Below are 24,791 nucleotides of genomic sequence, written 5' to 3'. Positions count from 1 at the left end.
AGACATGCGTATCGTATTAAGCGGCGGTGGTACGGGGGGACATATTTATCCCGCCGTTGCCGTCGCCAGGCAGCTAGAAGCAGAAGAAAGCGGATCAGCCTTTCTCTATATCGGGGGTAAACGCGGTCTGGAGAGCAGACTTGTTCCGCAGGAGAACCTTCCTTTTAAAGCCATCGACATAACCGGTTTCCGCCGGAAGCTCTCTATGGACAATGTGAAGACGGTGATGCGTTTTCTGAGGGGGGTCAAAGCCTCCAAAGAAATGCTTAGAGAATTCAAACCGGATGTAGTCATCGGTACCGGCGGGTATGTATGCGGACCGGTAGTGTATGCGGCTTCCCGTCTGGGAATTCCGACACTTATTCATGAGCAGAATGCCATTCCCGGTCTTACCAACAAGTTTCTGAGCCGCTATGCCGATACAGTGGCAGTTAGCTTTGAAGGCACTGAATCAGCCTTTCCGAGCGGCAAAAACGTAATTTATACCGGAAACCCCCGGGCTACAACTGTGACAGCCGCCAGTCCGAAGCGCGGCTATGCCTCACTTGGCATCCCGGACGGGAGCACAGTAGTACTAGTGGTCGGAGGCAGCGGCGGAGCCAAGGCCATTAACCGAGCGATGATTGAAATGACCCCGTTTGTGGGTAAGGGTAATGGTGTTCATTATGTGTATGTAACCGGCGAGTCTTATTTTGAGGAAACCCGCAAGGCCTTGCGCCAAAAGCTTGGAGGAGAACCAAGCTGGCTGCATATTCTTCCATATGTGCACAATATGCCGGAGGTTCTGGCCTGCACCTCACTGATTGTGAACCGGGCGGGCGCCTCTTTTCTGGCTGAGATCACTGCACTGGGAATTCCCTCTGTCCTTATTCCATCCCCGAATGTGACGAACAATCATCAAGAAGCGAATGCAAGGCAGCTGGAACGGGAAGGTGCGGCTGTCGTGCTGCTGGAGAAGGATTTAACGGGGCAGGCGCTGCATGAGGCCATCCAGCAGATTATCGGGTCGGAGTCTCTGCGGAGCAGCATGGCAGAATCGTCCAGACGTCTGGGTAAAAGAGATTCTGCCGCGCTGGTCGTCAGCGAATTACGACGGCTTGTAGCCAAGCGCAAAAAATAGGCTGCTGTTCTTGGTCGCACAGGGTCGTCAAGCCGGATCAGGCGCATACGGTTCTTGTTGACCTCCTTCTGTCACACACCCGGGGTTACGAACATAGGATAATCCTATAATCGTGACAATCACCCAGGGCACTACCGGTTTGTGAAATGAGAAAGCGGGAAAGGCTGTCCCGCACATTTCATGGTCCTCATATGGGAAGTGCCAGTGGTGGGTGAGCGGTAATCTCGGAGGTGATACATTGGACAAATTGGTGATTGAGGGTGGAAATCCCCTGTCAGGCACCATACGTATCCATGGAGCAAAAAATGCGGCGCTGCCGATCCTGGCGGCGAGCCTGCTGGCCGAAGGAGTTCACTCACTGCACAATGTGCCGAAGCTGCTGGACATCGAGACGATGCTGAATATCCTGGAACGGCTGGGCTGCGTGACTACGCATGAGGCGGAGACTGTGACGATGGATACGTCTTCCTTAAGCACTTCCCATGTTCCAGAGGATCTAATGCGTCAAATGCGATCTTCTATTTTTTTGATGGGGCCATTATTATCCAGATTTGGAGAAGTGACGATTTATCAGCCGGGAGGCTGTGCGATCGGGGAGCGCAAGATAGACCTTCATCTGCAGGGCCTTAAGCTGCTTGGAGCTGAGATTGAGGAGAGTAATGGACGGATTACCTGCCGGGCTGTAAAGCTGACTGGAAGTGACATCCATCTTGACTATCCCAGTGTTGGAGCAACAGAAAATATTATGATGGCCGCTGCTATGGCAGTGGGAACGACCACGATATCGGGGGCGGCCAGAGAGCCGGAGATTCAGGATCTGCAGAATTTTCTGAATGCGATGGGCGCTCAGATTATCGGTGCAGGTACCGATACGATTACGGTCCAAGGCGTGAATAAGCTGTACCCCTGCACGTATGAGGTTATTCCTGACCGGATTGTAGCCGGCACAGTAATGATTGCCGCAGCAGCCACACGCGGCAGTGTTACGCTGACCCATACGAACGCTGGGCATTTAACTTCGCTCATCCATGTGCTGAGGCGGGCAGGTGTTCAAATTACAGTTTGCAATGATATAATTAATATCAGTTGCATAGGACGTCCACGTGCGGTAGAGAGAATAGTAACTTCACCGTATCCCTCCTTTCCAACGGATCTGCAATCTCAGGTGATGGTGCTGCTGTCTTTGGCCGACGGTTTCAGTGTCATTAAAGAGACGGTATTCGAGGGACGCTTTAAGCATGTGGAGGAGATGGCCCGTATGGGTGCGGATATCTCCATTGATTTAAACCGGGCGTTTATCCGCGGTGTGCAGCGATTGTATGGGGCGACAGTGGAAGCAACCGATCTGCGGGCAGGAGCCGCTCTGGTGATTGCCGGACTCGCAGCCCAGGGAACTACTGTAGTCGAGCAGGCGCACCATATTGACCGGGGCTATGACGGTATTGAGAAGCTGTTCCAGAAGCTGGGTGCACGCATCAGCCGCAAAGCACCTGTACCGGGTCCTGTTGATTTGGCCAATTAAAGCTCCCTGTCTCCTTCGGCTTACATTACTGTAAGGGAAGGAGACAGGGCCTTACTACGGAGATATGAGAATGCCTAAAACCCGTTTACCTCTTCTAAAAGAGGACAAGCATGTAAAAAAAATGAGCCGTAAAATCACCGTTATACTGCTGCTGCTGTTCTTCGCGCTGCTGGCGGTTATCTTTTTCCGCTCGTCAGTCAGCCGTATTACGGAGATTAATATTCAAGGAAATAAATATGCTACCCGTGAGGAGCTCCTTGCCCAGAGCGGACTTGTGGTTGGCGGCCAGTTTTTCGCGGCTTCGGCTAATTCTGTACAGGAAGCGCTGAAAGAGCTTAAGACCGTCCGGGAAGCAACCGTGGAGAAGGATTTCCCCGGAGTAGTCAACATCACCGTCACAGAGTTCCCGGCAGTAGCTTACGAGTTAGATCAGCAAGGCACTCTGGAAGCTATTCTATCCAGCGGAGCTGCAGTCAAGGTGAATGAGACCGGGATTGCGGTGGAGAAGCCTATTTTGACTAACTGGCAGGCAGATGACCCGTTCAAGGCCAAGCTTTGCCAAGCATTAGCCGAGATTCCGAATGAACTGACCAGTGACATTTCCGAGATTGTACCCTCACCAACCTTATCCTTCCCGGACCGGATTAAACTGTACACACGTTCGCATTTTGAAGTTATCACGGCGATCTCCCTGCTGAAAGATAAAGTGGAATATCTGAATCAGGTGATAGAGACAGAACAGCCGGGGCTGATCAAGATGCTTGAAGCTGATACTTATGTTCCTTTCATTGCCGAAAATGAGGACAAAGAGGTCACACAAGAGTAAATAGTCCCTACTAATAATGCGGAAAAAATGCTACAATCTGTTTTACGGGCAATAAGCTGTATCCCTCTTTTTTCTGCGGTTTTTTTGAAAGTAAGGCCGAAATATGGATGTTATTCCTTTATTAACCTTATTTTACTTGTGATATCGGTTCGTATCCTGTTTTTTGGCAGATACCTCTATACTCACAGGGTATAAACCATATTATCCCATTCAAAAAAATTGTAGAAAAAAGAGGGAAAGGAATAGGGATGTTGAATATGTACAAAGAAGCTTTCCGGAACCGGAAATCGTTTGTTTCGTCAGCATCATATTTTATTTTGATTATAACAGGAGGTGCCATAGGGCTTGAGCAACAATGACATCATTGTTAGTTTGGACATCGGTACATCCAAAGTTCGGGCAATTATTGGGGAAGTAACTAATGGAACCTTTAATATTATTGGCGTTGGATCTGCTGATTCGGAAGGAATACGCAAGGGTGCGATTGTAGATATCGATCAGACTGTGCAATCGATCAAGAGTGCCGTAGAACATGCGGAGCAAATGGTCGGTATTCAAATATCCGAGGTCTATGTCGGAATATCCGGCAATCATATCGGTCTGCAATCCAGCCATGGCGTCGTGGCCGTTCAGAATGAGGACCGTGAAATCGGTGAAGATGATATCGAACGCGTAATCAAAGCAGCAGAGGTTATTGCGCTGCCGCCTGAGCGTGAAGTTATCGATGTTGTCGCCAAGCAATATATCGTCGACGGCCTTGAAGGAATCCAGGATCCCCGCGGAATGATCGGTGTTCGTCTGGAAGTAGAGGCGACGATTATTACGGGGGCTAAGACGCCAATACATAATCTGCTTCGCTGTGTAGAGAAATCAGGGCTGAAAGTTAAGGATCTTGTGCTGATGTCTCTGGGAGCCGGCGGATTGGCGCTTTCCAAAGATGAGAAATCTATGGGAGCCGTACTGGTAGACATCGGTGCCGGCTCTACGACGATAGCCGTATATGAAGAGGGTTCCCTTTGTGCAACCTCCACGATCCCGATCGGCGGAGAATTCGTAACCAATGATATCGCGTACGGACTCCGTACACTTACAGATCAAGCGGAAAAGGTTAAGCTGAAATACGGCTGCGCCTGGATAGACGATGCTGCCGCAGATGTTGTGTTTAAAGTGCTCCGCATCGGCAGCAATGTGGAAAAGGAATTCAATCAGGAAGATTTGGCAGCTATTATTGAACCGAGAGTCCAGGAAATCTTCCACTTGATTCGTCAGGAAGTGAAGCGGTTAGGTTACAATGAGCTTCCTGGAGGTTATATACTTACGGGTGGTACTGTATCCATGCCGGGTGTATTAAAAGCAGCCCAGACTGAGCTATCTGCTTCTGTGCGGATTGCTGTTCCTGATTATATCGGAGTCCGAGACCCCGGCTTTACCGGGGGCGTAGGCATTCTGCATAACGTCGTCCGCCGCTTCCGCGGTCGGGGGACAGGTGGCGGAAGCGCCAACAAAAAGACGGTCAACCGAAGCAAGCAGAGCGCCGCTCCAAACCAGGAGATCGATAAGAAGCCAGGTTTGGTGGAGCGTCTAAAAAATATGTTTAGCGAGTTCATATAAGTGTAAGTCCAGATATACTTGGACTGGCCATCCAAGCACTATTCGAGGGGGAGATGGAATCAATATGTTGGAATTTGATTTTGAAATGGAGAGCTTGGCGCAAATAAAGGTCATCGGCGTCGGCGGCGGCGGAAGCAATGCTGTTAACCGGATGATCGAAAATGGCGTTCAGGGTGTTGAATTCATCACGGTTAATACAGATGCCCAAGCGCTGCATATGGCCAAATCGGAGCATAAATTGCAAATCGGGGACAAGCTTACACGGGGACTTGGCGCAGGAGCCAATCCTGAAGTAGGCAAGAAAGCGGCCGAGGAGTCCCGCGATCTGATTTCGAATACACTTAAGGGTGCCGACATGGTCTTTGTTACCGCAGGAATGGGCGGAGGTACCGGTACTGGCGCAGCACCTGTGATTGCCGAAATTGCCAGAGAGTGCGGAGCACTCACTGTGGGTGTTGTAACCCGCCCGTTTACATTTGAAGGAAGAAAACGTTCGAACCAAGCTGAGCTGGGTATCGAGGCTTTGAAAGAAAAAGTGGATACCTTAATTGTCATTCCTAATGACCGCCTGCTTGAAATCGTCGATAAGAAAACACCGATGCTGGAAGCATTCCGCGAAGCGGATAATGTACTCCGCCAGGCTGTACAGGGTATTTCGGACCTTATCGCTGTTCCGGGACTTATCAACCTCGACTTTGCCGATGTGAAGACGATCATGACAGAACGCGGCTCAGCGCTTATGGGTATTGGTATTGCCACCGGTGAGAACCGTGCCTCAGAAGCAGCCCGCAAAGCCATCATGAGCCCGCTCCTCGAGACTTCTATCGAGGGTGCGCGCGGTGTTATTATGAATATTACAGGCGGCTCCAACCTCTCCCTGTATGAGGTGAATGAGGCGGCTGAGATCGTTACCTCAGCTTCGGACCCTGAAGTGAATATGATCTTCGGTGCCATCATCGAAGAGAGCATGAAGGATGAAATCAAAGTTACGGTTATTGCTACCGGCTTTGAGCACAAGCCTTCGCCAGTTGCACCAGCACGCCGTCCTGCGGCAAGCAGTGAGCCTGCAGCAGACAAAAGTGCTAATCTGCGTCCGTTCGGAAATCAGACTGCCTCTGATCAGCTGGATATTCCGACCTTCCTGCGCAACCGCACACGTGGGAATAACGATTAATCATTAGCCACAACAGAATACCTTTACGGAAGCACCGTATCTACCTGGCCGAATGCTGGGACCGGATACGGTGTTTTTTTGCTTTTTCAGCTGTTATAATACGGATAACGGGAGTGGATACGCAAGTGGTGCTGCTCAATCCGTATACGATCAAAGACGACCCGCTGGATAAGCAGTCGATCTTTGATATTTGGGCTAAGACGGTTGATGGCAGGCTGATCAACATCCAAATGCAGCTGTTTAACCGGTACGACATGGAGAAGCGGACCTTATAATACTGGAGCAAGCGGTATTCAAGTCAGCTTCAGACCGGCGGTAAATATACAGAACTCAAGAAATGCATAACGATCAATATTTTAAATTATAGTGTTTTGCCTAATGAGCATACCCATAGTGTGTTCCATCTGCGGGAGGACGGCAGCGGTGCAACGCTTACTGACGATATAGAAATTCATTTTCTGGAGCTGCCTAAACTGAATACAACTGCTGTCCCGGGTGAAGAAGGGCTGGTCAACTGGCTGCTGTTTTTGAAAGGAAGCGATAATTCGAATTGGGAGGTATTGCGGATGAACGAACCGGCATTAAGAAAAGCAATGGAAACGCTGGAATTTTTAAGTCAGGATTCCGAAGCCCGGCGTAAATATGAAGACCGCCAGAAATTTCTGCACGATGAGGCTTCACAAAGAGACGGCGCTCAAAGAGAAGGTTTTGCTAAGGGAATGAAAGAAGGAATAAAAGAAGCCAAACTGGAGGTGGCCCGAAAATTGCTGCTGATGGGATTGGATCTCCCAGCTATACAGACGGCGACCGGCCTGACAGAAGAAGAACTGAAGTCTATTAATTGAATATCGCTCATTTGAAGCCAGCCTTACAAGGTTGGCTTTTTTGCGTGCGCCGTGCTATAACTCGACAAAAAAACCTCCAGAATGCCCCCCATGTTTAGACAGACTTTGAATGCGAGACTTTCTATACTAATCATATCGTCCAAAAAAGAGAGCCTGCTTCCGGCTCCGGATAGGCAGGTGAATGCACTGGTAGTTTATATTGACTTGATTTTCGCTGCCAATCTGCTGATCGACGGAGTGCTTTTATGGCTGACAGGCTGGCTGGTCAAAGTGAAAGTCCCCTGGTGGAGGCTGGCTCTCTCCGCGCTGGTTGGCGCATTGTATGTGGTAATGATGTTCGTACCGGAGCTCTCTTTTCTCTATACCTTCCTGATTAAGTTCGGATTGTCGGTTCTGATGCTATGGATTGCTTTCGGGTTTAGGAGTCTGCAAAGCTATCTGCGTGCATTGGGAGCTTTTTATGTGATTAATTTTGCAGCAGCCGGCGGTATTGTTGGTGTTCACTACTTGCTGCAAAGCTCCGGCGACATCTGGAACGGTATTCTATTTACCTCTTCGGGAGGTCAAGCTTACCGGCTGAAAATCGGTTTCTGGTTCGTGCTCGCTGCACTTCCGCTGATGCTGCTGCTCTTCAAGCTGGTCCATTCATCGCGGATCCGCAGAGAGCAGCTGGATTCCTATATCGGTGAGGTGTCTGTGGAGATTGAGGGCGTAATCGTTGTCTGTCCGGGCCTGCTGGATACGGGAAACCGGCTGAATGATCCATTGACGCGGATTCCGGTGATGGTTATGGAGGCTTCACTTTGGGAAACCCATCTGCCGGCCTCCTGGAAAGGTAAGCTGACGCAGATGAGTGCGGACAAACTTCTGCTGGAAACGGACGGGCAGTCTTTTGCTTGGCAGGACCGGATGCGGCTTGTACCCTACCGGGGAATTAACCGCGGGGCGGCGTTTATGCTCGCGCTGAAGCCTGATCTGGTGAAGATAAAGCTTGGTGAGGAGATCTTCTGCAGTAAAAGAGTGCTCATCGGGCTGGATGGCGGGACACTGTCGGGAGACGGAGCGTACCGGGCGGTCATACACCCTGACTTAGCCCAAAAAGAGCACACCGCTGACGCGGCAGTGCCATGTTGATAATGGTAGAAGAGGATGAGATAAGGAACATCTGGGGGAACGGTGTACTTCTTGGAGGAGGAACAATAATGGTCAAATGGAAGCTTGCGCTGCAGCTGCAGTACTACCGCATGCTGTTTCTGCTGGGTCTGAAAAGCCAGGAAATTTATTATATCGGCGGAAGTGAGGCTTTGCCGCCTCCCCTGACCCGGGAAGAAGAGGAATATTTGCTGCAGCGGCTGTCCACCGGTGATGCTGCAGTCCGGGCGATGCTGATTGAGCGTAACCTGCGCCTGGTTGTCTACATTGCCCGCAAATTTGAGAATACAGGCATCAATATCGAGGATCTCGTCTCCATTGGTGCTATTGGGCTTATTAAAGCAGTAAATACGTTTGATCCGGAGAAGAAAATCAAGCTGGCAACCTACGCCTCACGGTGCATCGAGAATGAGATTCTGATGTATCTGCGGCGCAACAGCAAGACGCGTAGCGAGGTATCCTTTGATGAGCCGCTGAATATCGACTGGGACGGCAATGAGCTCCTTCTATCAGATGTGCTCGGGACGGAAAATGATACCATTTACCGCAATATTGAGGAACAGGTCGACCGAAAGCTGCTGCAAAAGGCGCTGGAAAAGCTCAGCGAGCGGGAGCGGCTAATAATGGAGCTGCGGTTTGGGCTGCGCGGGGGCGAGGAAAAAACCCAAAAAGACGTTGCAGATCTGCTGGGTATCTCTCAATCTTATATCTCGCGTCTGGAAAAGAGAATCATCAAACGGCTGCGCAAGGAGTTCAACAAGATGGTGTGAGCGGAAAAAACCAAGGAATAAAATGCCGGGCCGGGGAGATAATGTACAGTAATGTTTCTCCTTGGGAGGTAAATCATCATGACCCGAAACAAAGTCGAGATTTGCGGTGTGGATACTTCCAAGCTGCCCGTTCTGACAAACGTGGAAATGCGGGAGCTGTTCACTTCGCTGCAGCAGCAGGGCGAGCGATCCGCCAGAGAGAAATTAGTTAACGGTAACCTCAGACTCGTTCTTAGCGTTATTCAACGGTTCAACAATCGGGGAGAGTTCGTTGACGATCTGTTCCAGGTAGGCTGCATCGGTCTGATGAAAGCCATCGATAATTTTGATCTATCGCAAAATGTGAAGTTCTCCACCTATGCAGTACCGATGATCATCGGTGAAATCCGCAGGTACCTCAGGGATAATAATCCGATCCGGGTGTCGCGTTCGCTGCGGGATATCGCCTACAAGGCACTTCAGGTCCGTGACAGCCTGACGAATCAGAATTCGCGGGAGCCGACGATTTTTGAAATTTCCCAGGCGCTCGGTGTTCCAAAAGAGGATGTTGTTTTCGCACTGGATGCGATCCAGGACCCGGTCTCCTTGTTCGAGCCGATCTACCATGACGGCGGGGACCCGATATACGTGATGGATCAGATCAGCGATGACAAAAACAAGGATGTCTCGTGGATTGAAGAAATTGCCCTGCGGGAAGCGATGCGCAAGCTGGGGCAGCGGGAAAAGCGGATTCTTTCCATGCGGTTCTTCGAAGGCAAGACCCAGATGGAAGTTGCGGATGAGATCGGTATTTCACAGGCCCAGGTTTCAAGGCTTGAGAAGTCGGCCATCCAGCAGATGCAGAAGCATGTAAAGTCTTAAAGCTAACGTTAAAAAAAGCAGGGGTATCCAGTTCAGGCTTGCATAAGCAGCCGAAGGATACCCCTTTGTAATGCAAAATAGACCAGCCGCAATTAATTTTGCATGTTGCCAAGCCTTTAGATCATATACTCAGCTATAGGTCTGATTGTACAGGGGTGGCGTGGTGAACGAGGATTCTTTGGGCTCAGGCAAAAAAATGAAGATTTCCGATTTCCAGACAAAGGATGTCATTAATATCGTGGATGGAAAACGGCTGGGACAGATCAGCGATCTGGAGCTTGACCTGCGTCGTGGCGTGATTGATGCTATCATCGTTCCCGGTTTCACCCGTTTTATGGGGCTTTTCGGAGGCGGAGCCGATCTGATTATTCCCTGGCGGAATATTGTTAAGATTGGCGCGGATGTCGTGCTCGTTAAGATTGAGGAATCCAGAATGCCGCAAGGGCAGGAAGAACGGGAAACGATGTATCTGGAACGGGGGGACCGCAATGAACGGCGCACTTATTAACCGGGTGCGTCTTTTTTGATGCTTTGTGGTAAAGACCCTGAGTAAGCTTCAGAGTCCTAACCTCACTTTGTGGGGAAATCCTGTTAGGTTTTGGGGTCCCCGCAAAGTACTTGAATAGGCTTCTGAGTCCTAACGTCACTTTGTGGGGTTCTCTTATGGTACACTTAAGCGGAGGTGAGAGGATGGAACCATTTGTGCAAAAACAGGGGATGCCTGTGCTGCTGGAGCTGGAGCCGTGGCGCGGGTACAGAGAGATTACAGCCGGCTTCACAGGAAGACAGGGCGGAGCCGGCAAACCGCCTTATGAAAGCTTCAACTGTGCCTTTCATGTCGGCGATGATCCGGACGATGTGCTCAGCAACCGGAGAATGCTCGCGGAGAGCCTGGGTTTTAGCTTGGATGCCTGGACCTGCGGGGAGCAGACCCACGGTAAACATATAGAGGTAGTGACAGAGGCAGACCGCGGACGCGGCAGCCGGACAAGAGTATCGGCCTTCCAGTCGACAGATGGGCTGCTGACCAATGTGCCGGGAGTGCTGCTAACTTCTTTTTATGCGGATTGTGTACCGCTGTACTTTTATGATCCGGTGGAGCGTGTAGCAGGCTTGGCCCATGCAGGCTGGAAAGGGACCGTAGCGGAAATTGCCGGGGCCATGGTCAATAAAATGGCGGAGGTATACCGAAGTAAGCCGCAGCATATTTTAGCTGCTATAGGACCCTCTATTGGAGAATGCTGCTACGAGGTCGACGACAATGTAATGAAACATGTTCTTCAGTTAGAAGAAACATTGGCTCACATCGCTTCCTCGGGGACAGAGCAGGACTTATACAGCAAATCGCTATCCGATGACAGCAAAAGTATGCTGAACTTGAAAGAATTGAATCAACGCATTATGATAAAAGCAGGAATTTTGCCGACTCATATCGAATGTACAACGTGGTGTACAAGCTGTAACACCGATCTGTTCTTTTCTTACCGGAAGGAACAGGGGATTACAGGGAGAATGACGAGCTGGATCGGAATAAAGGAGAGTTGAACGTTGGTTTTGACACTGCAGGAGAGAATCGCCGATGTAGAGGGACGTGTAGCACGTGCCTGCGCGGCAAGCGGCCGGGATGTAAGTGACGTCAAGGTTATCGCAGTGACGAAATATGTATCGCTGAAGACGGTGGCTGCTGTGCTGGAGGCAGGATTAGAGGACATTGCCGAGAGCCGCTGGCAGGATGCCGAGCATAAGTGGAAAGCGCTGGGAGACAAGGGTACATGGCATTTTATCGGCCATTTGCAGACCAATAAGGTTAAGGACGTTATCGGCAAATTTGAATATATACACTCTTTGGACCGGTTATCATTGGCAAAAGAACTGCACAAAAAAGCCGATGCTGCGGGAATTACCGTGAAGGTCTTCCTCCAGGTGAACATTTCAGGAGAAGATACGAAATTTGGTTTGCCGCCTGAAGCGGTGCCGGGATTTCTGCGGGAAATCGCTTCTCTGCACCGTGTAAAAGTAATTGGACTGATGACGATGGCGCCTCACGAAGGCGATCCGGAGCTTACACGTCCCGTATTCCGCGGACTCCGTGAGCTTCGAGATGAGCTCAATCTGCTAGCTTTGACACCTGAGCCTATACAAGAGCTGTCGATGGGAATGTCGAATGATTTTGAAGTGGCGATACAGGAAGGAGCCACCCAGGTGCGCCTGGGGACGGTATTAGTAGGTCACGAGGAGGGAGCTTGATGGGCGTGATGAACCGGTTTATGAGTTTTTTGGGCTTGCAGGAGGAAGAGGAAGTTGTGGAACGGGAGCAAATCTCCCGTGATGAGGATGAATACGAGCCCGCCCCTGTAGAAACCCGCAAAAATCAGCGGGCCAACGTCGTCAGTATCCATTCGCAAAAAAATGTAAAGGTCGTACTGTATGAACCCCGTTCCTACGAGGAGGCTCAGGAAATCGCTGATCACCTTCGCTCGCACCGTACGGTCGTCATTAATCTGCAGCGTGTACGCAACGATCAGGCGATGCGGATTATTGATTTTCTCAGTGGAACTGTTTATGCCCTGGGTGGAGGAATCTCCAAGATTGGGGGCAATATATTTATGTGCACACCGGATACAGTTGAAATTCAAGGCTCCATTACAGAAATTCTAGGTGACGATCAAGATTACAACAGAATGAGGTGAACAGGGTTTGAACGAAATATCTTCTATTATCAACATCCTATTTCAGATTTACTATTACATGATTCTTATATACATTCTCATGTCCTGGTTGCCTAATCTGCGCGAGAACTTTATTGGTGAATTGCTCGGCAAGCTTGTGGAGCCGTACCTTAGCCCGTTCCGGAGAATTATTCCTCCGCTTTTTGGCACGATAGACATTTCCCCAATCATTGCGATTATCGTGCTGCGCTTTGCTGTCGGCGGGCTTCACTCCATTGTTAACCTGATTTTCGGCTAAACGGATGAAGAATGAAATTTACGGGCATTTTCATCCTGACGAACGGCAATTTGTGGACAAGGCCTGGGAATGGGTCACCCATGCAGGAGAATATCATGAGACTAAGCTGACTGAATTTCTTGATCCGCGCCAAGGATATATTCTGCAGAGTCTTGTGAACCGCCATCCCGATGTTGAAGTACGATGGGAGGGCGGTTCTGAAGGTGCCGAGCGGAAACGTGCACTGGTGGCTCCCGATTACCGGGATCTATCAGACGAAGACATGGAGCTTAAGGTCCTCGCAATTTCCTCCGGGGAGCAGAAATTCCTCTCTCTGGAGCATGGCGATTATATGGGCGCTATCCTTGGATTAGGGGTCAAAAGAGGGAAAATCGGCGATATTCATGTGCTAGAGGATGGGTGTCATGTGGTCGTAGCGGCAGATATCGCAGATTATCTGGCGATGAATCTGACGGGAGTACACCGGATTAATGTTAGTACAGAGCTTTTGCCGTTATCCGGCTTGCGCAGCAGTGAGGTTAAGCTTGAGACGATGGAATTAACGGTTGCTTCCCTGCGGCTTGATGGTATTGCTGCAGACGTTACCCGGCTCAGCCGGAGCAAAATATTAATTCCGATCAAAGCCGGACGCGTCCGGGTGAACTGGAAAGTAGAGGAGGACCCTTCCTGCGGACTCAAGGATGGGGACATGGTCTCCATCCAGGGTTTTGGCCGGTTCAAGGTTCTGGAGATTGGCAGCCTGACGAAAAAAGGCCGGTACCGGGTCCGGATCGGTAAATTTGTGTGAATCCCTAGCAGGAATCTGCAAGTGCTTGTCGAAATTGATTATCTCTAGGGAAGCAAACATTTTGAAAGCCGGGCGCCGATACTCTTAGAAGGGGCGGTTCCTGAAGCGGCATTTCAAGATGAATTCCTACTTGCGCCTTATCATTGAAAATGTAAGGATGTATAAATCAGTTAACATCCTTATTTTCTCGAAGAACCGGCTGCCTCCTTCAGATGGGACGATGCATCCGATTCTTTTTACAGTACAGTCTTTCTTCTATGTCTGCCGGGACACCCTATGATTCATAGTTCAGGCACATAAAAGGTCCGAAATTTCTAGGAGGTGCACAGCATGCCATTAACGCCGCTCGATATACATAACAAGGAGTTCTCCCGGAGAATCCGTGGTTATGATGAAGACGAGGTCAATGAATTTCTTGATCAGGTAATCAAGGATTATGAAAGCGTCATTCGTGAGAACAAAGAGTTGCATAACCAGCTTCTGACCATTCAAGAGCGTCTCGACCATTTTGTGAATATCGAGGAAAGTTTATCGAAGACTATCCTTGTCGCTCAGGAAGCGGCTGATGATGTGAAGAACAATTCCAAGAAAGAATCACAGCTGATCATTAAAGAAGCAGAAAAGAACGCTGACCGCATTATCAATGAAGCGTTGTCCAAATCCCGCAAGGTAGCGATTGAGACGGAAGAGTTGCGTAAGCAGGCCTCTATCTACCGTACCCGCTTCCGTACATTAGTAGAAGCGCAGCTGGAGCTGCTCTCCCAGGATGACTGGAACGCGCTCGAAAGCCGCGAAACCAGCGAGAATCTGCTCTGATTTGGTGCTTAAGTCGTGACTGGATTCGCTCAGGCCAAGGGAGACGGTATAGTGGCAAGCCGGAGTGGGCAAGCTGCTAACGGATGAATAAGCCCGTTACCTGCGGTGCTGTGGGTGTTGACATTTTTTCTTAAAACGTCTATAACTAGAACATATCTGTGTCATGTTCATAATTATTCGATGACGGGACAAAGTACGATAAGGTATTGTTCTCCAGAGAGTCGGCGGTTGCTGCGAGCCGATTGTTCACGCCTTGCCGGAAGATCTTCCCCTAGAAGCTAAGCTGAAGCGATGTATTCGTGCGTAGGTGCAGCCGTCTGCCGGACGTTATCCCGGACCCGTACAGTACAATTATGTGCGGAACTGAGATTGTGCTGAATACACTCCCCTTAAGGATGTGCGTGAAGCGCAGAATTAGGGTGGTATCGCGAGCGTCGTCTCGCCCCTTTGGGGGCGGGGTGGCGCTCGTTTGCGTCTTATCCCCCTAAATCCCCCTTCCAAGGGGGACCCCAAGGGCTCGCCGCCCTCTGGACACCTGCAACAAGGGCTCCGAGCAGAGAGCGGCGATAGCGGACGGGAGGGATCACTTCGGCGGGGGAGCGGCCCTTCTTAGACTCCCCTGGCGGGGACGCCTGCGGGGCCTTACCTTAAGGCAAGAGCCAAAGCCGAAAGACTAACGGCAAAGGCAAGGCGTCCCGCCCAGCGCTGCCCTAACGGGATCGCGGGGCGGGTGCCCCAAGAGCAACGGACCAGCGGCAGCTGCGCCCCGCCGCCGAGGGCGCCCCGCCCAGCGCTGCCCAATCGGGATCGCGGGGCGGGTGCCCCAAGAGCTACGGGCCTGCGGCGGCTTCGCCCCGCCGCCGGAGGCGCCCCGCCCAGCGCTGCCCTAACGGGATCGCGGGGCGGGTGCCCAAGAGCAACGGCCAGCGGCGGGCTACGCGACTAGCGTGCCTGAGGTAGAGCGGGCCGCTTGCGGCGACAAGCGAGGACTACAACAAAAACCACCAATCACACCGACTCTGTCCCGGAACTAGCCAATATTCCGGGTGTCCAGAGGGCCGGGGCCCTCGGGGTCCCCCTTGGCTAAGGGGGATTTAGGGGGATCGAAAATGGTTTAAAGACTAAACCCACGAAAGGATTGACCCTCATGCAAAAGGTAGATGTCAAAGAAAAGGCGCGGGCCAGAGATGTCCGCATCCTGAAGAAATGGAGCGACGAAAATACGTTCCGCAGATCCATGGAGAACCGTGCGGGACGCCCGAACTATGTGTTCTATGAAGGACCGCCGACGGCGAATGGCGTGCCGCATATCGGGCACGTGCTGGGCCGGGTTATCAAGGACTTTATCGGCCGTTACCAGACTATGAAGGGCTTCCGCGTTGTGCGCAAGGCCGGGTGGGATACCCACGGCCTGCCGGTTGAACTCGGCGTGCAGAAGAAGCTCGGCATCTCCGGCAAGCAGGATATCGAAGAATACGGTGTAGAGAAATTTATCAAGGAATGTAAGGAAAGTGTATTCGGCTACGAGAAGCAGTGGCGTGAGTTCACGGAAGCGATCGGCTACTGGACCGATCTGGATAATCCTTATGTGACGCTGGACAATACCTACATCGAGAGCGTATGGAACATCCTGGCTACGGTGCACGAGAAAGGCTTGATGTACCGCGGACACCGCGTCAGCCCTTACTGCCCTAGCTGTCAGACAACGCTGAGCTCCCATGAAGTGGCGCAGGGCTATAAGACGGTTAAAGACCTGAGTGCTACAGCTAAGTTCAAGCTGGAAGGCAGCGGAGACTACGTACTGGCTTGGACGACCACACCTTGGACGCTTCCGGCACATATGGCGCTGGCCATGAACCCGGAGATGGAATATGTGCGTGCCCAGCAGGAAGACGGCGTATATATCTTAGCTAAAAACCTGGTGGAAGAAGTGCTGAAAGGCGACTACACTATCCTTTCTACCCACACAGGTGCCGACTTTATCGGCCAGAGCTACACGCCGCCGTTCAATTATATCCAGGCTGAGAAGCACAATGTAATCGTCGGTGCGTCCTTTGTCACTGATTCCAGCGGTACCGGGATCGTACACATGGCCCCGGCACATGGTGAAGATGACTATAAGAGCTGCCGTGAGAATGGCATCAGCTTTGTTAATGTTGTGGATACTTCCGGTAAGTACACCGGTGTGGTGAGCGATTTTGCCGGACGCTTCGTTAAAGACTGCGATTTGGATATCATCAAGGTGCTGTCCGAAAAAGGACTGCTCTACAATAAAGAGAAATACGAGCACAGCTATCCGTTCTGCTGGCGCTGCGATACACCACTGCTCTATTATGCAACAGACAGCTGGTTCATCCAGACGACAGCTATCAAGGATCAGCTGATCGCTAACAATAACACCGTGGACTGGTATCCGGATCACGTGCGGGAAGGCCGCTTCGGCAAGTTCCTGGAAGAGCTGGTCGACTGGAATATCAGCCGTAACCGCTATTGGGGCACACCTCTGAACGTGTGGGTCTGCCAAGACACCGGCAAGGAATTCGCGCCGCACAGCATCGCTGAGCTGCGTTCGATGGCAATCGGCGAAGTTGCAGAGGACATCGAGCTGCACAAGCCGTATGTGGATAATATCAAGCTGCGCAGCCCGTTCAGCGAAGGCGGAGTAATGGTGCGCACACCGGAAGTCATCGACGTCTGGTTCGACAGCGGATCGATGCCGTTTGCACAGAGCCACTATCCGTTCGAGAACAATGAAACCTTCGAGGATCAGTATCCGGCGGATATGATCTGCGAAGGAATCGACCAGACACGCGGCTGGTTCTACAGCCTGCTTGCGGTGTCGACACTGTTCAAGGGCAAGGCGCCTTACAAGGCAGTTATCGCCCACGGCCACATCTTCGATGAGAACGGCCAAAAAATGTCCAAATCCAAAGGCAATGTTATCGACCCTTGGGAAATCATGAACGAATACGGCACTGACGCATTCCGTTGGGCGATCCTGTCTGACAGTGCGCCATGGAATAACAAACGCTTCTCACGCGGTCTGGTCGGCGAGACCAAATCCAAGGTAGTAGATACACTGGTTAACACCCATGCATTCCTGACGTTGTACGCCGGCATTGACGGCTATGATCCAGCGGATCATCCGTTCAAAGTCTCCGAGCATAAGCTGGACCGCTGGATTCTCTCCCGCCTGAACAGCCTGATCCTGCTGGTGGATAAGGGCCTTGCCGTCAACGACTTCGTCAATACGTCCAAAGCGATCGAGAACTTTGTGGATGAGTTGAGCAACTGGTACATCCGTCGTTCCCGTGACCGGTTCTGGGGCAGCGGTCTTGGCGAAGAAAAGCTGGATGCTTACCGGACACTGACGCATGTGCTGCTTACTACAGCTACACTGATGGCTCCGTTCACACCAATGCTGTCTGAGGACATCTTCACGAACCTGGGCGGCGGCGAAAGTGTGCATCTGGCGGATTATCCTAAGGCTGATGAAAACCTGATCGACCTTGAGCTGGAACGCGATATGGAAAGTGCCAGAGGGATTGTGGAGCTGGCCCGTAACGTGCGCAACGAAACCGGCATCAAGAACCGTCAGCCATTGTCTGAACTGATTGTTTCCCTGGACCGCAATTTGGATATTGCAGACTATGAGGAGATCATCAAGGATGAGATCAACGTTAAGCATATTGTCCTGGAGAACAGCGACAGCGGCTTTGTGGACTTCACCCTGAAGCTGAACCTCAAGGTAGCAGGTAAGAAATACGGTAAAAACGTCGGCTTCCTGCAGGGCTTCCTGAAAGGGATGGACAGCGAAGCTACCCGCAAAGCCGTGAGTGAAGGCATCGTAGCGATTGTCTCACCGGAAGGCGAAGAGCTGCAGATTACTGCCGAAGAGCTGCTGGTTGAGAAGCAGGCAAAAGCGGGATTTGCTGCCGCCTCCGGGTATGGTCTGACCGTGGCGCTGAATACCGAGATTACGCTGGAACTGGAGCAAGAGGGCTGGGTGCGCGAAATCATCCGTGCTGTGCAGGATACCCGCAAACGTCAGGATCTGGTCATTGAGAAACGGATTGCCCTTTCACTGCAGCTGGACGACGAGCTGAAAGCAGCCGTCACCGCATTTGAACATGTGCTGCGTGAGAACGTATTGGTGACTACGGTTGATTTTGACAGCAACCACAGCTTTGAGACAGTCGATGCCGGCGGCAGATCCATCGGGATCTTTATCGGAGAGTAAGGCCTGCGCGCCTGCTGTGCATTACCTGCTCCCAAATGGCATATACTAGCGGCATAAGAAGAAACGTCCAGGCAGCCCTGAACCAAGGGCGTGTGCTTTCCCTTAGTGAACGGTACCCGTACCGCTTACAGGATGCCGTTACTGCGTGAAGATAGGGATAGATTTCAGAACATCTTTATCTATTACGTACAATAACGAGTCCGTGTTCCTGGAGAGACCTCTCTATCAGGGCCGGACTTTTTATTTGCGGCAAAGGGCAGTCAGGACGGGGTACTGAGAATGCCGTGGAAGGGGCTATCAATGGTGGCGGGTAGGGAGCAGGAGCACAATAATTCTATCTATAACGGGAGAATCTCCATTAAGACATCGCGGGCAAACCTCAATTCGGAACAGGAGAGGGAGAGTCAGCTGGATACGAAGGAGGAGCCGCAAATTACGCAGGAAGAAAAGCTGAATGCCGTCTACCGGCTGACTACCGGACTGGCCCAGCAGATGGAGAAGTCGCGGATCGCAGACTATACAGAGCTGCTGTACTCTCCCTTTCGCTTAATCTGGCTCAATGTTCTGGCGGGGACGGCCCGCGGGGTGGGGATCGCGCTCGGTTTTACTTTTTTTGCGGCGACCATTATTTATGTCCTGCAGGTGCTTGGCGCGCTCAATCTGCCGATTATCGGGGATTATATTGCTGATATTGTCCGGATCGTCCAGCATCAGCTGGAGCTGAAGACCTTTTAACCGGGCCGTATTTTTGACTTTTTGCTGAGAAAAAGGAGCAGCCCATGGCTACTCCCTGTCTGTTTTTCTATTCGGTTCCAGGAGATAGCTGCCTTCCTCGGAATCCATATAGTGACGGTAGCTGTTTCCTTTGATTATGGTGAGATGATTGCCGGCAATATCCGTAGCGACAAAATTTTCCCATGGTTCTACAAAGCCTTCGGTCTCATCGGCTTCGATCTCCATGTCATTATACGAGCGGATGTCATTATCTTCGGCCATGGCCGGGGAGTTTGAGCTGCCATAGCTTTCAACAATCTGCCAAGCGTCTTCGCCGTCGAAGCCGTTTTGCTCGTCTCGTTCATCGAGGCTGGTCCGTCCAAATGGAGGCGACAGAAATTCTTCTTCTGCCGGCCGTGTAAACGGGGAGAACTGGCGGGGATTATGCTCTTTGCAGTACCGGGTTGCAGGGACAACGGACAAGCGTTCATATGGAATGTCCTGTCCACAAACCGCGCAGGTGCCGTAGCTGCCCTCATCAATCGCTTTCAGGGCATCATCGATTTCCTCGAGCTCATGTTCATCCCGTTCCACAAGGGAAATGTCCATGGAGCGGTGATACAGCTCCGTTGCGGCATCGCCGGGATGATTGTCATTGGTCGACAGCTCTCCGGTGTTATCCCGCAGGGATTCCTGCAGTCCATAATGCCCGTTGTTTTGCAGACGGTGGCTGATTTCCTGCTGCTGCTGAAGTAGTAGGGTATGCAGCTCTCCAAGCTGCTGTGGTGTCAGTCGGCTCATAGGGCCCTATGCTCCTTTCAGGTGCTGATGCTTACCGGCAGCTTACACCGGTTCTTCCTTTGATAGCTTGACCTGAGGAAGGTTATTTTACCGCTGGAAAATAGTTCTGAGTAAGAGGCCGTTTGCTAAAGGCCTGCCATGGACGGGTTCTTGAGGCCTGTGCTACAATATACAAGTCTTTATTCAGTATTCGTACCGCGTCCGCGGGAAAAATAAGAACGGAGTGACAACTTCTGTGGTGTACTTTCTGATTGCGCTTATTGTATTTTTGATTGACCAGGGTACCAAATATGTTATTGCTACCCGGCTGGAGATTGCTGAGCAGATTCCGGTTATTAAGGATTTCTTTATTATTACCTCTCACCGCAATCGTGGAGCCGCTTTCGGAATTCTTGAAGGACAGCAGTGGTTCTTCATTTTGATTACGGTTATCGTTGTTGTCGGTATCGTCTGGTACCTGAACAAAGCCCGGAAGACCCGCAAACTGCTGCCTACTGCGCTGGCACTTGTGCTTGGCGGAGCGGTCGGCAACTTTTTGGACCGTTTACTGAACGGTGAAGTTGTAGACTTCCTGATGTTCAATTTCGGCAGCTATACATTCCCGATTTTCAATGTGGCCGACTCCTGCATCGTCATTGGGGTAGCGCTGATTATTCTCGATACGCTGCGTGACATAAAGGGCGGAGAAGATATTACCGAAGTTAAGGAATCCAAGGAAGTCAAAGAAGGGAATGAATGATTTGAATAAGGACGTCAAAGAGATGGCGGCTGGGGCTGCCTCTGAAGAAGATAAGGACGTCACCGAATGGACGGTTATTGCAGAAAATGCCAAGGAACGGATCGATAAATATATCACTGAGTCCTGGGAAGAGGATATTTCCCGTTCTCAGGTACAGCTGTGGATCAGCAGCGGACATGTTACGGTAAACGGTGCTCCTGTAAAAGCGAATTATAAGCTGAGTGAAGGCGATGTTGTGGCGGTTACTGTTCCAGAGCCGGAAGTGACTGATCTGGTGGCAGAAGATATTCCGCTTGACGTGGTTTATGAGGACAGCGATGTCATTGTTGTCAACAAGCCGCGTGGCATGGTTGTCCATCCGGCAGCAGGGCATCCTTCGGGCACCCTGGTCAATGCGCTGATGTATCACTGCAAGGATCTGTCCGGCATTAACGGCGAGATCCGCCCGGGCATTGTGCACCGCATCGACAAAGACACCTCTGGCTTGATTATGGCTGCCAAAAATGATGCCAGCCATGCATCCCTCGCAGCCCAGCTCAAAGAGCACAGCGTAACGCGCCGCTATATCGCTGTAGTGCACGGTAACCTTTCGCATGACAAGGGAACTGTGGACGCGCCAATCGGCCGCGATCCCCATGACCGTAAGCTATATACGGTAACAGAGAAGAACAGCAAGCGGTCGGTTACGCATTTTACCGTGCTGGAGCGCTTTGGCGACTGTACCCTGCTGGAGCTGCAGCTGGAGACGGGGCGTACACACCAGATCCGCGTGCATATGAAGTTTATCGGTCATCCGCTGGTCGGGGATCCGGTATACGGGCGCAGTAAAGGGACCACCATGGCTGGACAGGCTCTGCATGCCGCTGTACTGGGCTTCGTGCATCCTTCGACAGGACAGTATATGGAATATAGCAGACCGATTCCTGCAGATATGGAAGAAGTGCTGTTTACACTGCGCAGCAGATAAGTACAAATGAAGTGATGATAAATCCATGGTTTTGAAGGCGGCTTTCCTTCATATTTAGGATATAAGATGTAAAGATAGTCAATCATGGGATACAAAAAATGCCAGGAGATGAGAACAAGATTATGAGTATTGAACAATACCAGAACACCTTTATTCAGACTAATTTTGCAGACCGCATCGGCGGCGCGAACTACGGCAAAGATACTAACATTTATAAATTCGAGAAAATCAAACGCGCTAAAGCTTCGGCGAAGCAGGATTTTCCTAACATTGAACTGATTGACATGGGCGTAGGCGAACCGGATGAAATGGCTGATGAAGGTATCGTCTCCAAGCTTGCCCTCGAAGCTGCCAAAGAAGAAAACCGTGGTTATTCCGATAACGGGATCCCTGAATTCAAAGCAGCGGCTGCCGCTTACCTGAAAGAAGTATTCCAGGTTGAAGGCATTGATCCAGTAAACGAAGTGGTGCACTCCATCGGTTCGAAGCCGGCTTTGGCGATGCTGCCTTCCTGCTTCATCAATCCGGGCGATATCACAATCATGACCATTCCGGGATATCCGGTTCTGGGCACCCACACCAAATACTTAGGCGGACAAGTCTACACCGTGGAACTCAAGAAGGAAAACAACTTCCTGCCAGACCTGAACTCCATTCCGGAAGACATCGCCCACAAGGCGAAGCTGCTCTATCTGAACTATCCGAACAACCCTACCGGCGCAAGCGCAACGCCTGAATTTTTCAGCGCTGTTGTTGACTGGGCCAAAAAATATAATGTCGTAGTCATTCATGACGCGCCTTACGCAGCCCTGACTTATGATGGCGTGAAGCCGCTGAGCTTCCTGTCCGTTCCAGGCGCGAAGGATGTCGGTGTAGAACTGCACTCCCTCTCCAAGTCTTATAACATGACTGGCTGGAGAATCGGGTTTGTAGCCGGCAACCCGCTGGTTGTGAAGGCATTCAGCGACGTGAAGGACAATAATGACTCCGGTCAGTTCATTGCCATCCAAAAGGCTGCTGCCTACGGTCTGGCGAACCCGCAGATCACCGAAGCCATTGCCGCCAAGTATTCCCGCCGCCACAACATGCTGGTGGATGCGCTGAATAGCCTGGGCTTCAAAGCCGAGAAACCGAAGGGCTCGTTCTTCCTGTATGTAGCTGCACCTAAAGGTGTTAAAGGCGGACGCCGCTTTGAATCCGGCGAAGATTTCTCGCAGTTCCTGATCCGCGAGAAGCTGATTTCCACCGTGCCTTGGGACGATGCCGGCGCATTCGTACGCTTCTCCGTTACTTTCGTAGCCAAAGGCGAGGAAGAAGAGAAACGTGTAATCTCCGAAATTCAAAGACGTCTGAGCGACGTTGAATTCGAATTTTAATACTAAAGCCGCCGCAGTTTTCACTGCGGCGGCTTTTTTTGTATAAGCTTTTACCCTATTGTGAACCAGCTTCTAATGGGCCCAAGCCACACGTATCCTCTCTGCTCCGGTTTATTTAGAGGACGGACGGTAGGCTTTTTTGTGGAAATTATTAATATAGCGGAACAGGGACTCACCGTTGTCCTCTACCTGTGCGCTCTGCTCCAGCGGTTTCAGCATGGCCTGATATGGCTCCGGAACCCAGATGTACTGATGCACATAAGGGGTTAAGATGAAGCCGTTTTTCTCCCAGAAGTGAATACGCTGTGCATGAGTCTCCGAGCTCCCCGATTCTGCCTCTATAATGACGCCCAGTACGTTATTAGTTTGTTTTGCCCAGTCTAGGATCAGATCCAGAAACACCGTCCCGGCCCCACGGCCGCGCAGCTCCCGGCTGACCGCCAGATAATCTATAATAAGACGTTTCCCTTCCGCACCATTCACTATTCCCGTTACAGCCATTGCAACTGCTTGTCCATCTATAAGGCCTGCATGGATATGGGCAATTCCCCGGTCCAGCATACTGCGCAGGATACCTTCCGGTTTCGCCCCGCTGGGAAAAGCCTCCCGGTATACCGGCTCGATAGATCTCCACAGCTTATCATCCCAATGTGCAATCGTAATTAGCTCCATGTTCATCATCCGTCGCCTCCAATTTCATCATAGCAGACCGGGATGGGAAGAGTAAAAAAGGAAGTGAAGACTGAATTTCCTGCCCTCCTTGGAATATGACATACAGATGTCTATTTAGGGTTGATAGAATAGAAATAGGTACACATTCAAAGGAGTGTAGATATGGACAAAATGGATTATAAAAAAACCAATAAAGAACTGTATCAGCCAAAGACTGAACCCGGTATCATTGATGTTCCGGCGATGACCTTTATTCAGGTAAACGGGCACGGCAACCCAAATGATCCGGAGGGCGAATATCAAAAGGCTGTGGAGACGCTATATGCTCTATCCTATACAATTAAAATGTCACCCAAAAACGGGCCAGCGCCGCACGGCTATTTTGAGTATGTGGTGCCCCCGCTGGAGGGGCTGTGGTGGCAGGAGGGACTCCGCGGAGTGGACCTCACGAGCAAGGATACCTTCAGCTGGACAGCTATGATCCGCCAGCCTGATTTCGTGAATGAACAGGTATTTGCCACCGCGGTCGAAGCAGTGAAACGGAAAAAGCCGCAGGTTGATGTCTCCAAGGCTGGACTTGTAACATTCACAGAGGGACTATGCGTGCAGTGTATGCATATTGGCAGCTTTGATAACGAGCCCGCAACAGTTGCCAAAATGAACAGCTACATCGCAGAGCATGATCTGCTGTGCGACCTGTCAGATGCCAGACGGCATCATGAAATTTACCTCTCTGACCCACGCAAAACAGAGACAGCCAAGCTGAAGACGATTCTGCGGCATCCTGTGCGGAAGGCTTGATTAAGATTATTGAAATTACTTGGATAAAAA

Annotated in this window: 23 protein-coding genes, 1 pseudogene and 1 other annotated feature; of the genes and pseudogenes, 22 read left to right on the top strand and 2 right to left on the bottom strand. The window is 51.0% G+C overall.

Annotated elements, in window-relative coordinates; genetic code table 11:
* Positions 1–4: 4 nt before the first annotated feature.
* From murG to L6H70_RS10680, 18 genes and pseudogenes are all read left to right on the top strand, one after another.
* On the top strand, positions 5–1,120 hold the full coding sequence (murG, locus tag L6H70_RS10765) for an undecaprenyldiphospho-muramoylpentapeptide beta-N-acetylglucosaminyltransferase (protein ID WP_236332644.1): 1,116 nt from the start codon (positions 5–7) through the stop codon (positions 1,118–1,120).
* A gap of 238 nt (positions 1,121–1,358) precedes the next feature.
* The gene (murA, locus tag L6H70_RS10760) at positions 1,359–2,642 is read left to right on the top strand and encodes a UDP-N-acetylglucosamine 1-carboxyvinyltransferase (protein ID WP_236332642.1); all 1,284 of its coding nucleotides are present in this window, start codon (positions 1,359–1,361) and stop codon (positions 2,640–2,642) included.
* 70 nt (positions 2,643–2,712) lie between these two features.
* Entirely contained in the window at positions 2,713–3,468 is a 756-nt protein-coding gene (locus L6H70_RS10755) for a cell division protein FtsQ/DivIB (protein WP_236332639.1), read from the top strand.
* A 345-nt stretch (positions 3,469–3,813) separates the two neighbouring features.
* Complete coding sequence (gene ftsA, locus L6H70_RS10750) at positions 3,814–5,079, top strand: cell division protein FtsA (protein WP_236332638.1); 1,266 nt, start codon at positions 3,814–3,816, stop codon at positions 5,077–5,079.
* A 64-nt stretch (positions 5,080–5,143) separates the two neighbouring features.
* On the top strand, positions 5,144–6,253 hold the full coding sequence (ftsZ, locus tag L6H70_RS10745; RefSeq protein ID WP_054941744.1) for a cell division protein FtsZ: 1,110 nt from the start codon (positions 5,144–5,146) through the stop codon (positions 6,251–6,253).
* Positions 6,254–6,372: 119 nt separating this feature from the next.
* Positions 6,373–7,098, top strand: a pseudogene (locus L6H70_RS10740) (Rpn family recombination-promoting nuclease/putative transposase); the annotation flags it as partial.
* 186 nt (positions 7,099–7,284) lie between these two features.
* A complete protein-coding gene (gene spoIIGA / locus L6H70_RS10735; protein ID WP_236333245.1) occupies positions 7,285–8,232 on the top strand; it encodes a sigma-E processing peptidase SpoIIGA in 948 nt (315 codons plus the stop codon).
* A 65-nt stretch (positions 8,233–8,297) separates the two neighbouring features.
* On the top strand, positions 8,298–9,020 hold the full coding sequence (gene sigE, locus L6H70_RS10730; protein ID WP_054942164.1) for an RNA polymerase sporulation sigma factor SigE: 723 nt from the start codon (positions 8,298–8,300) through the stop codon (positions 9,018–9,020).
* Between the two features lie 78 nt (positions 9,021–9,098).
* The gene (sigG, locus tag L6H70_RS10725; protein WP_039875939.1) at positions 9,099–9,881 is read left to right on the top strand and encodes an RNA polymerase sporulation sigma factor SigG; all 783 of its coding nucleotides are present in this window, start codon (positions 9,099–9,101) and stop codon (positions 9,879–9,881) included.
* Positions 9,882–10,077: 196 nt separating this feature from the next.
* Positions 10,078–10,389: a YlmC/YmxH family sporulation protein gene (locus L6H70_RS10720; RefSeq protein WP_236333242.1), complete on the top strand. Its 312-nt coding sequence runs from the start codon at positions 10,078–10,080 to the stop codon at positions 10,387–10,389.
* A gap of 182 nt (positions 10,390–10,571) precedes the next feature.
* Positions 10,572–11,426 carry a peptidoglycan editing factor PgeF gene (gene pgeF / locus L6H70_RS10715; RefSeq protein WP_236332635.1) on the top strand — a complete coding sequence of 285 codons (855 nt, stop codon included), beginning with the start codon at positions 10,572–10,574 and terminating at the stop codon, positions 11,424–11,426.
* A 9-nt stretch (positions 11,427–11,435) separates the two neighbouring features.
* On the top strand, positions 11,436–12,128 hold the full coding sequence (locus L6H70_RS10710) for a YggS family pyridoxal phosphate-dependent enzyme (protein WP_236333240.1): 693 nt from the start codon (positions 11,436–11,438) through the stop codon (positions 12,126–12,128).
* Entirely contained in the window at positions 12,128–12,571 is a 444-nt protein-coding gene (locus L6H70_RS10705) for a cell division protein SepF (RefSeq protein WP_206101465.1), read from the top strand. The genes L6H70_RS10710 and L6H70_RS10705 overlap by 1 nt, the downstream gene beginning before the upstream one ends.
* 7 nt (positions 12,572–12,578) lie before the next feature.
* Entirely contained in the window at positions 12,579–12,848 is a 270-nt protein-coding gene (locus L6H70_RS10700; RefSeq protein WP_423802790.1) for a YggT family protein, read from the top strand.
* Positions 12,849–12,852: 4 nt separating this feature from the next.
* Positions 12,853–13,635 carry a YlmH family RNA-binding protein gene (locus L6H70_RS10695; RefSeq protein WP_236332633.1) on the top strand — a complete coding sequence of 261 codons (783 nt, stop codon included), beginning with the start codon at positions 12,853–12,855 and terminating at the stop codon, positions 13,633–13,635.
* Positions 13,636–13,965: 330 nt separating this feature from the next.
* Entirely contained in the window at positions 13,966–14,451 is a 486-nt protein-coding gene (locus L6H70_RS10690) for a DivIVA domain-containing protein (RefSeq protein WP_054941738.1), read from the top strand.
* 171 nt (positions 14,452–14,622) lie between these two features.
* Positions 14,623–14,901 (top strand) — a binding site (T-box leader).
* A 697-nt stretch (positions 14,902–15,598) separates the two neighbouring features.
* On the top strand, positions 15,599–18,691 hold the full coding sequence (gene ileS / locus L6H70_RS10685; protein WP_236332631.1) for an isoleucine--tRNA ligase: 3,093 nt from the start codon (positions 15,599–15,601) through the stop codon (positions 18,689–18,691).
* 432 nt (positions 18,692–19,123) lie between these two features.
* Positions 19,124–19,426: a DUF5665 domain-containing protein gene (locus tag L6H70_RS10680; RefSeq protein ID WP_423802818.1), complete on the top strand. Its 303-nt coding sequence runs from the start codon at positions 19,124–19,126 to the stop codon at positions 19,424–19,426.
* A 48-nt stretch (positions 19,427–19,474) separates the two neighbouring features.
* On the opposite strand, the gene L6H70_RS10675 is transcribed toward L6H70_RS10680, so the two are convergent.
* Positions 19,475–20,206 carry a TraR/DksA C4-type zinc finger protein gene (locus L6H70_RS10675; RefSeq protein WP_236332629.1) on the bottom strand — a complete coding sequence of 244 codons (732 nt, stop codon included), beginning with the start codon at positions 20,204–20,206 and terminating at the stop codon, positions 19,475–19,477.
* Positions 20,207–20,441: 235 nt separating this feature from the next.
* Here L6H70_RS10675 and lspA point away from each other — a divergent pair, with 235 nt between their 5' ends.
* The 3 genes from lspA to L6H70_RS10660 all read left to right on the top strand — a co-directional run bounded on the left by lspA (position 20,442) and on the right by L6H70_RS10660 (position 23,288).
* Complete coding sequence (gene lspA / locus L6H70_RS10670) at positions 20,442–20,945, top strand: signal peptidase II (RefSeq protein ID WP_236333234.1); 504 nt, start codon at positions 20,442–20,444, stop codon at positions 20,943–20,945.
* Positions 20,938–21,912, top strand: a complete 975-nt coding sequence (locus L6H70_RS10665) for an RluA family pseudouridine synthase (protein WP_236332626.1) — start codon at positions 20,938–20,940, stop codon at positions 21,910–21,912. The genes lspA and L6H70_RS10665 overlap by 8 nt, the downstream gene beginning before the upstream one ends.
* Before the next feature lie 122 nt (positions 21,913–22,034).
* Positions 22,035–23,288, top strand: a complete 1,254-nt coding sequence (locus L6H70_RS10660) for an LL-diaminopimelate aminotransferase (protein ID WP_236332624.1) — start codon at positions 22,035–22,037, stop codon at positions 23,286–23,288.
* A gap of 111 nt (positions 23,289–23,399) precedes the next feature.
* Here the strand turns inward: L6H70_RS10660 and L6H70_RS10655 are convergent, their stop codons facing one another.
* Entirely contained in the window at positions 23,400–23,966 is a 567-nt protein-coding gene (locus L6H70_RS10655; protein ID WP_236332623.1) for a GNAT family N-acetyltransferase, read from the bottom strand.
* 156 nt (positions 23,967–24,122) lie between these two features.
* Here L6H70_RS10655 and L6H70_RS10650 point away from each other — a divergent pair, with 156 nt between their 5' ends.
* On the top strand, positions 24,123–24,761 hold the full coding sequence (locus tag L6H70_RS10650; RefSeq protein ID WP_236332621.1) for a GyrI-like domain-containing protein: 639 nt from the start codon (positions 24,123–24,125) through the stop codon (positions 24,759–24,761).
* Positions 24,762–24,791 lie beyond the last annotated feature (30 nt).

It is taken from the genome of Paenibacillus auburnensis (assembly GCF_927798115.1).
Taxonomy (GTDB): Bacteria; Bacillota; Bacilli; order Paenibacillales; family Paenibacillaceae; genus Paenibacillus_AQ; species Paenibacillus_AQ auburnensis.
The sequence above is the reverse complement of the archived record's forward strand: the minus strand, read 5'-3'. Positions and strand labels throughout refer to the sequence as shown.